11 protein-coding genes are annotated in these 13,714 nt (G+C 45.2%); 8 read left to right on the top strand and 3 right to left on the bottom strand.

The window, feature by feature from the left end:
- Positions 1-25 precede the first annotated feature (25 nt).
- Both PWYN_RS21360 and PWYN_RS21355 read left to right on the top strand, forming a co-directional pair.
- Positions 26-1,111, top strand: coding sequence for a ThiF family adenylyltransferase (locus PWYN_RS21360; RefSeq protein WP_084146858.1), 1,086 nt, complete (start codon positions 26-28; stop codon positions 1,109-1,111).
- Positions 1,112-1,234: 123 nt separating this feature from the next.
- On the top strand, positions 1,235-1,972 hold the full coding sequence (locus PWYN_RS21355) for a winged helix-turn-helix domain-containing protein (RefSeq protein ID WP_052088253.1): 738 nt from the start codon (positions 1,235-1,237) through the stop codon (positions 1,970-1,972).
- A 24-nt stretch (positions 1,973-1,996) separates the two neighbouring features.
- Here the strand turns inward: PWYN_RS21355 and PWYN_RS21350 are convergent, their stop codons facing one another.
- Together PWYN_RS21350 and PWYN_RS21345 are read right to left on the bottom strand one after the other, a co-directional pair.
- The gene (locus tag PWYN_RS21350) at positions 1,997-2,506 is read right to left on the bottom strand and encodes a C40 family peptidase (RefSeq protein WP_036656030.1); all 510 of its coding nucleotides are present in this window, start codon (positions 2,504-2,506) and stop codon (positions 1,997-1,999) included.
- Positions 2,507-2,798: 292 nt separating this feature from the next.
- Positions 2,799-3,440, bottom strand: coding sequence for a thiamine diphosphokinase (locus PWYN_RS21345; protein WP_036656028.1), 642 nt, complete (start codon positions 3,438-3,440; stop codon positions 2,799-2,801).
- Between the two features lie 166 nt (positions 3,441-3,606).
- On the opposite strand from PWYN_RS21345, the gene PWYN_RS21340 reads away from it, so the two are divergent.
- Positions 3,607-4,071, top strand: coding sequence for a low molecular weight protein-tyrosine-phosphatase (locus tag PWYN_RS21340; RefSeq protein WP_036659051.1), 465 nt, complete (start codon positions 3,607-3,609; stop codon positions 4,069-4,071).
- A gap of 174 nt (positions 4,072-4,245) precedes the next feature.
- Here the strand turns inward: PWYN_RS21340 and PWYN_RS21335 are convergent, their stop codons facing one another.
- Positions 4,246-4,977, bottom strand: coding sequence for an alpha/beta hydrolase (locus tag PWYN_RS21335; protein ID WP_036656026.1), 732 nt, complete (start codon positions 4,975-4,977; stop codon positions 4,246-4,248).
- Between the two features lie 265 nt (positions 4,978-5,242).
- Between PWYN_RS21335 and pdhA the strand changes: the two genes are divergently transcribed.
- The 5 genes from pdhA (at position 5,243) to PWYN_RS21310 (ending at position 13,705) form a co-directional block, all read left to right on the top strand.
- Positions 5,243-6,310: a pyruvate dehydrogenase (acetyl-transferring) E1 component subunit alpha gene (gene pdhA / locus PWYN_RS21330; protein WP_036656023.1), complete on the top strand. Its 1,068-nt coding sequence runs from the start codon at positions 5,243-5,245 to the stop codon at positions 6,308-6,310.
- Between the two features lie 15 nt (positions 6,311-6,325).
- Positions 6,326-7,303 carry an alpha-ketoacid dehydrogenase subunit beta gene (locus tag PWYN_RS21325; RefSeq protein ID WP_036656021.1) on the top strand — a complete coding sequence of 326 codons (978 nt, stop codon included), beginning with the start codon at positions 6,326-6,328 and terminating at the stop codon, positions 7,301-7,303.
- A gap of 40 nt (positions 7,304-7,343) precedes the next feature.
- Positions 7,344-8,675: a dihydrolipoamide acetyltransferase family protein gene (locus PWYN_RS21320; RefSeq protein ID WP_036656017.1), complete on the top strand. Its 1,332-nt coding sequence runs from the start codon at positions 7,344-7,346 to the stop codon at positions 8,673-8,675.
- A gap of 3 nt (positions 8,676-8,678) precedes the next feature.
- On the top strand, positions 8,679-10,091 hold the full coding sequence (gene lpdA, locus PWYN_RS21315) for a dihydrolipoyl dehydrogenase (RefSeq protein WP_036656014.1): 1,413 nt from the start codon (positions 8,679-8,681) through the stop codon (positions 10,089-10,091).
- A gap of 155 nt (positions 10,092-10,246) precedes the next feature.
- Positions 10,247-13,705, top strand: coding sequence for a BadF/BadG/BcrA/BcrD ATPase family protein (locus PWYN_RS21310; RefSeq protein WP_036656011.1), 3,459 nt, complete (start codon positions 10,247-10,249; stop codon positions 13,703-13,705).
- Positions 13,706-13,714 lie beyond the last annotated feature (9 nt).

The raw sequence follows: 13,714 nt of genomic DNA, 5'->3' as shown, positions 1-13,714 counted from the left end.
TTTTGAATATGGAGGACTGTTCAGGATGATACATAACGATAAAGGTAAGGACAATGATCGAGTAATTGCTGTTAGCTCATCAGAAGGGCGTGAGGGCCGCTACTCGCGTCAGGTTCGATTTACGCCATTCGGTGAGGAAGGCCAGTCGCAGCTTGCAAAATCCAATGTATTGATCGTTGGTGCTGGTGCTTTGGGCACTGGCATCGCGGAGACATTGACACGCTGCGGGGTAGGCCGAATTGTCATTGTGGACCGTGACTATGTAGAATGGAGCAATCTGCAGCGTCAGCAGCTTTATACCGAGGCGGATGCTGAGCAGCGCATACCGAAGGCAGCTGCAGCCAAGGATAGGCTGCAGCAGATTAACTCCGGGGTGACTGTGGAAGCTCACGTTATGGATGTCCGGGCGGAAGAGTTAGAAAGCTTGCTTCCTGGTATTGATCTGATTATGGATGGTACTGATAATTTTGATACCCGGTTGATTATCAATGACATGGCTCTAAAGCACGGTATTCCCTGGATTTATGGAGCCTGTGTGGGCAGCTATGGAATTACGTATACCATTCTGCCAAATGAAACACCCTGTCTGAATTGTCTGATAGGATCTGTCCCTTTGGGCGGGGATACCTGCGACACAGCGGGTATCCTTCCGCAAGCCGTTCAGTTGGTAACAGCAAACGCTACTGCGGAGGCACTGAAGCTACTTGGCGGACGGAAACAACATCTGAGAGGCAAGCTCCTAACCTTTGACGTGTGGCGAAATGAACATCAGGAAATCGGAGTTAAAGCGGCTAAGAAAGATAATTGTCCTTCTTGCGGTACTCATCCTATATATCCCTATCTAACTGCGGCCAACACGGAGCGCAGTGATGTGCTGTGCGGCAGAGACACTGTGCAGATACGTCCGGCACAGAGACAAAAACTTAATTTGGAGGAGATTGCCAATCGCTTATCGAGGCTTGGAAGTGGGAAGGTGGATCTGAATCCATACCTGGTATCCTTTACTGAAGGTCCTTATCGTATGGTTATCTTCACAGATGGCCGAGCTTTAATTCACGGCACTAGCGATATTGCTGCTGCCCGGAGCTTTTATCATCGATATTTCGGTTGAGAGTACTTCATAAAGTGAAAGACCATTCCTGATTTAGGAATGGTCTTTTTGTATTGCGGGAACCCTAGGGTAACTCTGCGGCGGTTCTGCCGGCGCAAGGCTAACTGGATGCGGGTGGTATGCGTGAATGAGCGATTAGTTTGGTTTGCTCCCGGTTTAACGAAGAGGGATACAGAAGAACACAGAAATTTGAATCAGGTCGTGGTCGATATCGGACTTAAAATTACGAGATGCGAAGAAATTGAGGATCTTCACGAAATACTATCACGCATTGATCCGTTATTGCTATTGGTTGAACTGAATATGCCCAAAGGATGGACCGGATGGAATACAATTACCTCCTTGAGAAAAGAAGGCAAAATTATTCCTGTAATGGTAATATCCGATGACGGTTCCAGTGATAAAGCCGTTTGGACTTTCAAATCCGGGGGTAATGAATATATGTCAAGACCTCTGCATGTTGGCGAATTCAAGTGTAGAATACTCAACTTATTGGAGCTTTCAGGAAGGCGTCGCGGCCTAGGGAATTTGCTTAAAATTGATGGTCTGATTCTCGATCCCAACCACCGGCATGTAAGCCGGGAAGGGAAGGAACTGAAAATGACACCCAAGGAATTTGAACTTCTCTATTACCTTGCAGTGAATCAAGAGAATATTTGTCCCCGTGACGAAATATTAAAGAAGGTTTGGGGATACCATTTTGATACGAATACCAATGTTGTTGATGTATACATCAAGCATATACGTGCAAAAGTTGATAAAGGATATCGGAACAAGCTGATTCATACGGTACGGGGTACCGGTTATGTATTGAGGGCGCCGGATACGACGCCACATGCTGATCCCAATTCTCTATCATAGCCTAAACTCTATGGTTTAGAGCTGTTACAGTACACGGCGGGCTTTCAAATAAGTTCTGTTCCAATTTCCTGAGGTAAGACTCGAAATTGTTACTCCCGGTGAGCCGTAAGTGTGCAGAATTTTTCCATTTCCGGCATAAACAGCTACGTGAGTTACATTACGACCGGTTGCTCTACTTCCGCTGGAGAAGAATACAAGATCGCCAGGACGAAGATTGGCTCTCGATACCGCTACGCCTACTTTGGATTGGGCCACAGAAGTACGCGGCAGATATTTACCGTATTTACCGAAAATATATTTCGTGAATGATGAGCAGTCAAAATATCTGGTAGTGGAAGTCGAAGCTCCGAATACATATCTTACGCCTAAATAGTTTTTACCCAAGTTTACGATTTTTTGACCTTTCGAAGTAGCTGATACGGATGCTGCTGCAACGGGTGATGTTCCTGCTCCAGTTGCCATAAGTGTGGTAAGTCCAATAGTAGTGCTTATTCCTACAATAATTGCTTGTTTGAACCACTGATGCTTTTTCATGTTGTGATATACCTCCATGGTTTGTTTGTCTATACTGTTTAGTTTGTTTGTTTGCCTGTTTCGAAGTATAGCAGAATATCTATGTCCTAAATATTGGTTGAGAGAGTTCAAATCGAGGCGCAGTAAGGGATGAAAGCGTTTTATTAAAAATTCATTAAAAGTTACAAAAAATTAATATATACAGGTTAGTGTAAACTAAAAAATGCCGAGAAACCCTTTAATAGCAAGGGATTCCCGACATTTATCTTTTGAATCAAAAGTTACAACCATGTCTTTAAATGGACTATGTAATTTAATCTTTACTCTGAATGATGAGCAGTAATCCACTCTCAATAGTGACTGTTCCTGTAGGAGAAGCCAACCTATTACTGACACCTAAAGATTGCCCAAGCTTCAATGTGGCGTTGGTGAGTGGGTATTGAAATCCCTCAAGGGTGATCCCGGTTACCTCATGAGTTAACGGCAGTAAAGATACATAAGTATAGCCTCGTTCTTCTACAATGGCTTGAGATCCTGTAAGAGTGACATAGTTATTACAATCCATAACGGAACAACTAACCTGACGTTGAAGCGCTCTAGTCATCATTTGAATGCTGGCTAAAGTATGATCGATCCGTGTGCCGGTGACTCCCAATAACAAAATGTGGTCGGGTTGTGTGTTCAGGGCAAGATCAAGCGCCATTTCACTATCCGTCAAATCTTTATTTACGGCGTCACAAGTTATGGTTTGCTTGCTTCCTGCTTCAACCTGTTTGAGGGCCTCAGCAGGAATAGAATCGAAATCACCTACTGAAATATCTGGGGTAACACCGTTAGATATCAGAAACAAGGCTCCGCGATCGGCGCCGATAATAAAATCTTCTTCATCTATTACACTTAAATATTCGTTAGAAAGTACTCCACCTGCAAATATTACGACTCTTTTGGATGGCATCACAAGCCTCCTTTTCATTAATCATTAAAGTTTGTAATCTTGACCTAGTATAATGTCTTTTGAAAAGTTGTACAATTGCCTTGGACAACGCTAAAATAAGAAGTGTGCGTCTCATCGTCGAGATTGCGAAATTTGACCAGGAAGTTAGCCCTTGGAGGTGGAAGAGATCGTAAAAGTTCTTTTTGTCTGTCTTGGAAATATTTGTCGATCACCTATGGCGGAAGCTGTGTTGCGTCATAAGGTCAGTGAGCAGGGTCTTTCCCAAGAAATTTCAATTGATTCTGCAGGAACTGGAGATTGGCATGTTGGAAAGGTTCCTCATGAAGGTACCCGCCGAATTCTGGATCAGAATGGAATTGGTTATGAGGGAATTGCAGCCCGTTTGGTAGACAGTGATGATTTTGACAAGTTCGATTATATAGTTTGTATGGACAAGTCTAATGGAAGCAATGTTCGTAAGCTGTCCGGCGGGGAAGATGCAGAATTGCTGTTTTTCATGGATCTCTTGCCTGAAGAGGAATTGAGGGAAGTGCCAGACCCTTATTTCACCGGTAACTTTGAGCAGGTTTATAATTTGATGGATGCGGGCTGTAACGTTTTACTTAACAATATCATTAGAGAAAAGCTGTAGCTTCTTTAAATGGTCTCTTTTAAAAATAAAAGAAAGTATAAGCATATACTCATACTTTCTTTTGTTCCGCGAGGAGATGGGCTAAGTAATATCTTTCTAGACTCGGGCTGTAGAAACAATTATTGCATACATAAAGTTCCTGAGTTGTTCACTTTTTTAAAGTTCAAAGACGTTTTATTGGTTTAAGAAGTAAAGTAGTGATTCTGGAAGCTCCATTTGCCAGAATCCCCAAAGATGCTTGCCGTCCTTTTCACGGTAGCATACGGTTGCACCCCGTTCTTCGAGCAATGCTTTGGTTTCTCTGTTCATTTCAACAAAGTCATAAACGCCTGTATCGGTCTTGAAGTCCGTTTCCTGGAGTCCGACGACCATGTTGATATTGAGCCATGACAGGTCTGTTTCTGCGGCTAGTATTTCCTGAGTCTCGGGGTAGAATGCACCGGAGAGACTGATTACTCGATGAAAGAGAGCCGGATAAGCGAGCGCTAGATGAAGCGATACACTTCCCCCTAGGGAATCTCCTGCAATGATGCGTTCATTAGGTGTCCGGCGTACTGGATAATTGTGTTCAATGTAGGGAATAATCTCTTCGGCAAAGCAAGACAGATACTGCCTGAACCTGTTGCCAAATGGAGCATACTCTTGTGTTCTCACGGCGACATCAACTTCAACACCGACGATGATGAACGGCTCGATATCTTCTTCCAGGATTAGACGTCCTGCCAAAGTGGCAATACGGCCGAAATTAAAGAATTCCTCACCATCCTGGCAATAGATTACGGGGTAGCTGAGAATCTCATTGTATCCCGGAGGCAGGTAAATACGGAGCTTCCGGTTCTCCTGTAAATGCTCGCTCCAAAGGGTTTGCTTCATTATTGTACGTTTCAGAAAAACAGGATCACTCAATGTCGTCACGTCACCTTTCTTGTCGTATTTCGCAATAGTTACGGCATTACGTTAAAATTATCCATGGAGTAAATGTGTTAAATGTCATTTACTTTCGCGAATATGCCACATCTGTTATACAAATATATCAAACCTGTTATACATACAAAATTTGTGAAAGTATAAATTTTATGCGTATTTCTTTGACGAAAGATATGAAACAGGTGTATAATAATTCTATAACAGAGGCAGCTGATATTCAAATTTTTTTATTGAGGTGAAGATAATGAGTAAAGTTCCTTATGAAGTGTATACAGAGGACGTGGAGGCTCTTTCGGTACTTTCTCCGGATGGAGAAGTTATCAATAAAGATAAAATGCCTACACTTACCGACGATCAATTGAAAGAAATTATGTACCGTATGGTATTTACCCGTACTTGGGATGACCGTGCAGTAAATCTAGGCCGTCAAGGCCGTCTGGGCTTCTATGCACCGGTATCCGGTCAAGAAGCAACAATGATAGGCAGTGAATTTGCTCTAGAGAAAGAAGATTTCGTATGCCCGGGCTATCGTGATATTCCTCAGCTCGTATGGCACGGCCTTCCTTTATACCAAGCATTCTTATATTCTCGTGGACACCAACATGGTGGACAAATACCTGACGGTGTAAACGTATTGATGCCGCAGATCATCATTGGCGCTCAAATTCTACATGCTACGGGTATCGCGATGGGCTTCAAACTTAAAAAACAAAAGAGTGTTGCAATTACTTATACAGGTGACGGAGGTTCCTCCGAAGGAGACTTCTATGAAGGCTTGAACTTTGCAGGCCGCTTCAAACTGCCGGTTATATTCTTTGTACAAAACAACGGTTATGCGATCACCACTCCGTTTGCGAAGCAGACTGCAGCGAAATCGATTGCTCACAAAGCCATTGCAGCCGGTATCCCTGGGGTCAAGGTTGACGGAATGGACATCTTTGCTGTAATCCGCGCTGTACAAGAGGCAGCTGAACGCGGACGTAACGGTGAAGGCGCAACACTGATTGAAGCTGTAACTTACCGTTTCCGTCCACATTCCCTTTCAGACGATGCCAGTAAATATCGCTCTAAGGAAGAAGAAGGACAATGGAATGAGAAGGATCCAATCGCTCGTCTTGCCAAGTATTTGGAGAAGAAAGGCCTTTGGACTGAAGAAGATACACTGCGCGTGAGAGAAGAAGCGAAAGCTACAGTTAACGAGCAGATTAAAAAAGCAGAACAAACCGAAAAAATGACTATTTCAGGATTAATCGATACTATGTTTGAAGTAACACCTAAGCATTTGGAAGAGCAAAAAGCCGATTTTGAATAAGGGGGATAACAGGCAATGGCACAAATGAATATGAAAGAAGCGATCCGCGACGCCATGCGCGTTGAACTGAATCGTGACCCTAACGTCCTTATCTTCGGAGAGGATGTTGGTAATGTAGGTGGTGTTTTCCGTGTTACGGAAGGACTGCAAAAGGATTTTGGAGAAGATCGCGTATTTGATACACCACTTGCGGAGTCTGCTATCGGTGGTTTGGCTGTTGGTCTTGGCATACAGGGCTTCCGTCCAATTGCTGAAATACAGTTCATTGGTTTTATCTTTGAAGCATTAGATCAAATTGTTATTCAGGCGGCACGCATGCGTTGGCGCTCTGGTGGTAAATATAATGCACCAATCGTATTCCGTACTCCATTTGGCGGTGGTGTTAAAGCGGCAGAACTTCACACCGATTCTTTGGAAGGCTTGATTGCTCAGAGCCCTGGTATTAAAGTAGTTATCCCATCCAATCCTTACGATGCTAAAGGACTTCTTATTGCATCCATTCGCGACAATGATCCGGTATTTTTCATGGAGCATTTGAATCTATATCATGCATTCCGTGCAGAAGTGCCGGAAGGTGAGTACACGGTTGAGCTGGGTAAAGCGAATGTAGTTCGTGAAGGTTCAGACGTAACCATCGTAACTTACGGCCTGATGGTACATACTGCTGTCAAAGCGGCCGAACAGCTTGAGAAGGAAGGCATTAAGGTAGAAGTTATTGATCTGCGTACAGTCAGTCCGATTGATATCGATACCGTTATGGAATCCGTGAAGAAGACCAATCGTGTTATCGTTCTACAGGAAGCACAGAAGAGTGCGGGCGTAGCCGCTGAGGTTATCGCACAAATCAACGAAAAAGGCATTCTCCATCTGGAAGCGCCGGTGCTTCGTATTGCAGGTCCTGATACCATATATCCATTTGCACAAATCGAAGATACATGGCTGCCTAACCCTGCACGTATTATTGCAGGCGTGAAGAAAGTTCTGGATTTTTAAATAGGATTACAGCACTAATTTCCATTAGGAGGTTTTCGAAGTGGCAAAATTTGAGTACCGGTTCCCTGAACTGGGCGAAGGCCTGCATGAAGGCGAAATTATCAAAATGCATATTAAGGCCGGCGACAAAGTAACTGATGACGATATAGTTATGGAAGTACAGAATGACAAAGCAGTAGTAGAAGTACCTTGTCCCGTTAATGGTACTGTACTTGAAGTATTTACTAAGGACGGACAAGTGTGCCGTGTCGGTGAAGTTGTAGCGATCATTGATGCAGAAGGTGACGTTCCTGAACAGGAAGCTCCAGCTGATGCTCATGGATCTCAAGAAGCGGATGCAGCAAAAGGTAGTGCAGATACAACAACTTCCCCTGCGGCAACTAGTCCTGTTGCGGCTCGGGAAGGCGGAGCAGTTGCTGCCGCTGTACCAGCTCCAGACCGTGATATTCTGGCTACACCTAGTGTGCGTAAATTTGCCCGCGAGCAAAATGTGGACATCTCTAATGTCAATGGAACCGGCAAGGGTGGCAAGATTACCCGTGAGGATATCGAAGCCTTCATGAGCGGCGGAAACGCTCCGGCAGCAGCACCAGCAGTCGAAGCAGCAACGGAAGCTCCGACAGCAGCGAAAGCGGCAGCTCCAGCAACCGTTGCTGCAGGTAATGTAAGCCTTGAAGAAGAACGCGTGCCCTTCAAAGGTATTCGTAAAGCGATTGCCAACGCAATGGTTAAATCGGCTTACACTGCACCGCATGTAACGATTATGGATGAAGTTGATGTAACTGAGCTGGTAGCATTCCGAGCTCGTATGAAACCTGTCGCTGAGAAAAAAGGCGTGAAGGTAACTTACCTTCCGTTCATCGTCAAAGCACTGGTTGCGGCTTCCCGTCAATTCCCGGCGCTTAACGCTATGATTGATGAAGAGACCAATGAAATTGTATACAAGAAGTATTACAACATAGGTATTGCAACAGATACAGACAACGGCTTGATCGTTCCGGTTATTAAGGATGCTGACCGTAAGAGCATCTGGATGATTGCAAGCAGCATCAGCGACCTCGCACTACGTGGACGCGAAGGTAAACTGGCGCCGAACGAAATGAAAGGCAGCACCATTTCTATTAGTAACATTGGATCTGCTGGCGGCATGTTCTTCACACCAATCATTAACTTCCCGGAAGTGGCTATCCTCGGAACAGGCCGCATTACTGAAAAACCGGTTGTTAAGAACGGTGAGATTACAGCGGCACCTGTTATGGCACTTTCCCTGAGTTTTGATCACCGTATTATTGATGGAGCAACAGCACAGAACTTCATGAATTACATTAAGACGCTGCTTGCTAACCCTGATATGCTAGTTATGGAGGTGTAATTAATGGTAGTGGGAGACGCTTCACTCGATATTGATACATTGGTAATTGGTGCAGGTCCCGGTGGATATGTAGCGGCCATTCGTGCTGCTCAGCTGGGCCAGAAAGTTCTGATCGTAGATAAGGGAGTTGTCGGCGGTGTATGTTTGAACCGCGGCTGTATTCCATCCAAAGCGTTGATTTCTGCAGCGCATCAATATGAATCCGCTCAACACGGCGAAGCTTTCGGTATTTCTGCCGAGAACGTCAAAGTGGATTTCAGCAAAACTCAAGAATTTAAGAACAGCGTTGTCAAGAAATTGACCGGCGGTGTGGCTGGACTCTTGAAAGGTAATAAGGTTGAAGTATTTACCGGTGAATGCATGTTCATCAGTGACACGGAAGCTCGTGTGTTCAATGACCACGAATCTCCGCGTTATCGTTTCAAACACTGCATCATTGCTACAGGTTCCCGCCCGATTGAGCTGAAGCCTTTCCCATTCGGTGGACGTATTCTGTCCTCAACCGAAGCGCTGGAGCTTCCGGAAATTCCGAAGAGCATGATCGTTATCGGCGGTGGATATATCGGTGCTGAGCTTGGTCAAATGTATTCCAAATTCGGTACTAAAGTTACCATCATCGAAGGCATGGACACCGTTCTGCCTGGATTCGATAAGGATATGACTCGTCTGGTTGCCAAGAATATGGCGAAGACAGGCATCGAAATCGTAACCAATGCCAAAGCGGAGAGTGCTGATCAGAATGACAAGGAAGTTACCGTGAAGTACTCTGTTGGCGGCGAAGCCAAAGAAGTTACAGCGGAATACCTGCTTGTTACCGTAGGCCGTCGTCCGAACACGGACGGTGAACTGGGTCTGGATCTGATCGGTCTTGAGCTGGATGAACGCGGTTTGGTTAAGGTTGACCATCAAGGACGTACGAGTATTCCTAACATCTTCGCAATTGGGGATATAGTTCCTGGTCTGGCATTGGCGCATAAAGCTTCCTATGAAGGCAAAATCGCAGCAGAAGCAATCGCAGGACATAAATCCGTTGTTGACTACAAAGTCATCCCGGCTGTTGTGTTCACTGATCCTGAATGCTCCAGCGTTGGCCTGACAGAAAAAGAAGCGAAGGACAAAGGCTACAAAGTGAAGAGCGGCAAATTCCCGTTCGCCGGAAATGGCCGTGCACTTTCTTTGAACAACGCAGAAGGCTTTATCCGACTTGTTGCCAATGAAGAGAACAATCTGGTCCTCGGTGCACAAATCGTCGGTATCGAAGCATCTAACCTTATCGCTGAACTGGGTCTCGCCATTGAAATGGGCGCAACGCTTGAGGATATCGCTTTGACTATCCATGCGCATCCAACCCTTGGTGAAATCGTTATGGAAGCCGCTGAACTGGTTGAAGGTCATCCCATTCATGTATTGAAATAATTAAATCTCCTTACGCTTCTTTTGTTATATAAAGTAAAAATCGCTCTTCGTAAATGGTGTGTTAAGCAACCATTTATAAAGAGCGATTTTTTTTGATAAAAAAGGCAATTTATGTCTAAGCTAAGTGGTATTGAATTGGAATAAGGAGTAATGATATGCATCAATTAATCCAAGGTCAGGATGGTCTAGTTATTGGCGTTGATGTTGGCTCGACGACCGTCAAGGTTACTGTAGTGAGTCCAGAAACCAGGCAAATCCTTTGGTCGGATTATCAGCGCCATCATACGAAGCAGGCGGAAAAGGTATTGGAAATGTTAGTTGCTGTTGCTAATGAGTTTCCGGACATACAACAAGAAAATGTCCGTGTGTTTGCAACAGGCTCAGGCAGCGGTCCTATTGCTCCACATATCGGAGCGAAATGTATACAGGAAGTCAATGCGGTTACGATGGCCGTTGAACATCTTCATCCTGATGTTGGAAGTGTTATTGAACTTGGAGGACAGGATGCCAAGATTATTATATTTAAGGAAAATGAGGAAACAGGACAAAAGCAAATCCTTACCTCAATGAATGACAAATGTGCGTCAGGTACCGGGGCTATGATCGACAAGTGTATGATCAAAGTGGGCATACCTGCTGATCATGTGGGTGAGCTTCACTTTGATGATTCGAAATTACATCATGTGGCTGCAAAGTGCGGGGTATTTGCTGAGACAGATATTGTGAATCTCGTTAAAAGCGGTGTGCCATCTACAGAAATCATATGCTCACTGGCGGATGCTATCGTTATGCAGAATCTTTCCGTTCTTACTCGAGGGAATACGCTGCGGCACAGTGTTCTCTTGCTGGGCGGTCCGAATACCTACTTGACCGTCCTGCAGGAATGCTGGAGGAAGCGGATCCCACAGACTTGGCAGGAACGCGGATACGATTATCCGAAAGATAAATCCATCGATGAACTGATTTTTGTTCCAGACCATTCGCAGTATTATGCAGCCTATGGAGCAGTCCTTTATGGACTGCAAGAATCTAGAGATGTCGGTTTATATCTGGGATTACAGGGTCTGAAGGAATTTATCATTGGCGGACGGAAAGCTAAACTGAGTGAAAAAGCGGGCCCGCCTTTGGTTGTTAACGAAGATGAACGGGTGCAATTTCGCCGGAAATATAGCATTCCTAATTTTAAGCCGACAAGCTTCACTTCAGGGCAAAAGGTAAGAGCAGTGATCGGTCTTGACGGCGGTTCGACTTCATCTAAAGCCGTGCTGATGGATGATCGAGGAGAGATCCTTTTGAAAGAATATCAGCTTTCCAAAGGGAATCCTATTGAAGATACTAAAGAAATATTATCGCGGATGCGAGATAAGCTGAAGGATGCTGATGTAGAAATAATCGGCTTTGGAGCCACGGGGTATGCTGCAGATGTTTTGGGGAAAACGTTAAAGGCTGACGTGAACATCGTGGAGACCGTAGCGCATATGATGAGTGCCGTTCACCAATTCGGTGACATTGATGTGATCTGTGACATTGGGGGACAGGACATTAAGGTCCTGTTTCTAAAGAACAGGGATATCCGTAATTTTAAGCTGTCCAATCAATGTTCAGCTGGGAACGGGATGCTGCTGCAGGCGATGGCGGATCAATTTGGTATTCCGGTTCAAGAGTATGCGGATACAGCTTTCAGTGCGGAGTTGAGCCCGAATTTTTCTTATGGATGTGCCGTATTTCTAGATGCGGATCGGGTGAATTTTCAGAAAGAAGGATATACCAAAGAGGAATTACTCGCTGGGATTGCTCTCGTTCTACCGAAAAACGTATGGCAATATGTAGTGCAGATTCCGCGTATGGCTGAATTTGGCCGTAAGTTTGTTCTACAAGGAGGAACCCAGTATAACTTGGCTGCGGTGAAGGCACAGGTGGATTATATAAAACAACGGGTTCCCGATGCCGAAGTATATGTCCATCCCCATTCGGGAGAAGCGGGTGCGATCGGTGCGGCTTTGGAAACGTTACGTGTAGTAAATCGTCGAGGGTACTCCACGTTTTTAGGGCTGAATGCCGCTATAGATCTTCGTTATATAAGCCGTAACGACGAGTCGACCCGTTGCCAGTTCTGTCCTAACCATTGCAGTCGTACCTTTATTGATTCAGAAACGCCGGACGGTCAAACCGCCCGATACATTTCCGGTTTCTCCTGCGAAAGGGGGACGGTTGAAGACAAGGAGTCGGTCGTTAAATTAACAAAGCAGCGCCAAGTTTTGAAAAGAAACTATCCCAATCTAGTTGAGTATGAGGCTCGCCGTTTGTTTCAACACTTTTATGAAGTAGAACCTCTTCCCAAACAGGAGTTGTTAAGGAATGATGTCAGGTTGAAACGTGGTTGGTTTGGGTTTGGGAGTCGGCGTAATCAGCGACAGTTTGAACATTCTTCCCCGGAGGCAATAAAGCGGCGCAGTCGGATTCGTATTGGTATTCCCCGGGTCCTTAACATATGGTCGACCGCGCCCTTTTGGCGGACCTATTTCGAATCATTGGGTATCGATGAGCGAAATATTGTCTTTAGCGATTATACGAGTGAGGAAATGTGGCAGGAAGGCGGTAAATACGGCTCTATTGATCCTTGTTACCCTTCCAAAGCGGCTCAGGCTCATGTGCACAATCTGTTGTTCAAGTGTCATGAGAAAGAATCGTTGGATTACATTTTCTTTCCGTGCCTTACTCATATTCCGACTCACCTCGAAAATGTAAGTGATTCAACCAGTTGCCCCATTGTGGCGGGTACTCCAAAAGTGATCAAAGCCGCCTTTACCAAAGAAGTGGATTTCTTTGAGACCAAAGGGATCGTATATCTGGATCCAGCCGTTACTTTCGCGGAACCTAATATGATGAAGCAGCAGTTGTATGAGGCATTTGAAGAACATTTACAGATCACAAAAGATGAGAGTGATTTTGCCATAGAGCAGGGTTGGAAGGCCATGGATTGGATGGATAAGGAGATGCAAGAGAAAGGGCGGGTAATTCTGGAGCAGGTCGAGCAGGAAAGCCGCCTTGCCATTCTAATGATCGGACGTCCTTACCATTCAGATCCGGGGTTGAATCATGGCGTGCTTGAAGAATTTCAGGTGCTCGGCTACCCCATTTTGTCCATGAGATCTATTCCCAAGGACGAGGAGTGGCTGCTCCGATTTTTTAGTGAAGATCTAAAGAGCGGACGAGTGAAGCACGTACATGAAATTGGAGATGTGTGGCCGGAAAACTTCAGTTCTAACAGCGCTCAAAAAGTCTGGGCGGCCAAGTTCGCTGCACGCCACCCCAATGTGGCGGTGTTGGACTTGTCCAGCTTCAAATGCGGACATGATGCCCCTACCTATGGGTTAATCGACTCGATGATCTCAGCCGCTGAGACCCCGTACTTAACGTTACATGATATTGATGCGAATAAGCCGAGTGGTTCGATCAAAATCCGGGTCAAAACGTATGCACACAGTCTGGGGCTTCATGAAGAGCGTTTACAGGATTTAGCTCGTAAAAAAGTGGAGTTGCAGCAGCGACTGGAGAAAAAATGCGCAGAATTGCTGGACAGTAAACAAGATGAACAAGCTGGAGCTGTTTAACCTATAAAC

Source organism: Paenibacillus wynnii (assembly GCF_000757885.1).
Taxonomy (GTDB): Bacteria; Bacillota; Bacilli; order Paenibacillales; family Paenibacillaceae; genus Paenibacillus_AQ; species Paenibacillus_AQ wynnii.
This window is presented reverse-complemented; position numbering and strand designations above follow the sequence as displayed.

Coding starts and splice junctions, on each gene's coding strand:
- PWYN_RS21360 (WP_084146858.1), top strand. CDS start 26: ATGATACATAACGATAAAGGTAAGGACAATGATCGAGTAATTGCTGTT.
- PWYN_RS21350 (WP_036656030.1), bottom strand. CDS start 2,506: ATGAAAAAGCATCAGTGGTTCAAACAAGCAATTATTGTAGGAATAAGC.
- PWYN_RS21345 (WP_036656028.1), bottom strand. CDS start 3,440: ATGCCATCCAAAAGAGTCGTAATATTTGCAGGTGGAGTACTTTCTAAC.
- pdhA (WP_036656023.1), top strand. CDS start 5,243: ATGAGTAAAGTTCCTTATGAAGTGTATACAGAGGACGTGGAGGCTCTT.
- PWYN_RS21325 (WP_036656021.1), top strand. CDS start 6,326: ATGGCACAAATGAATATGAAAGAAGCGATCCGCGACGCCATGCGCGTT.
- lpdA (WP_036656014.1), top strand. CDS start 8,679: ATGGTAGTGGGAGACGCTTCACTCGATATTGATACATTGGTAATTGGT.
- PWYN_RS21310 (WP_036656011.1), top strand. CDS start 10,247: ATGCATCAATTAATCCAAGGTCAGGATGGTCTAGTTATTGGCGTTGAT.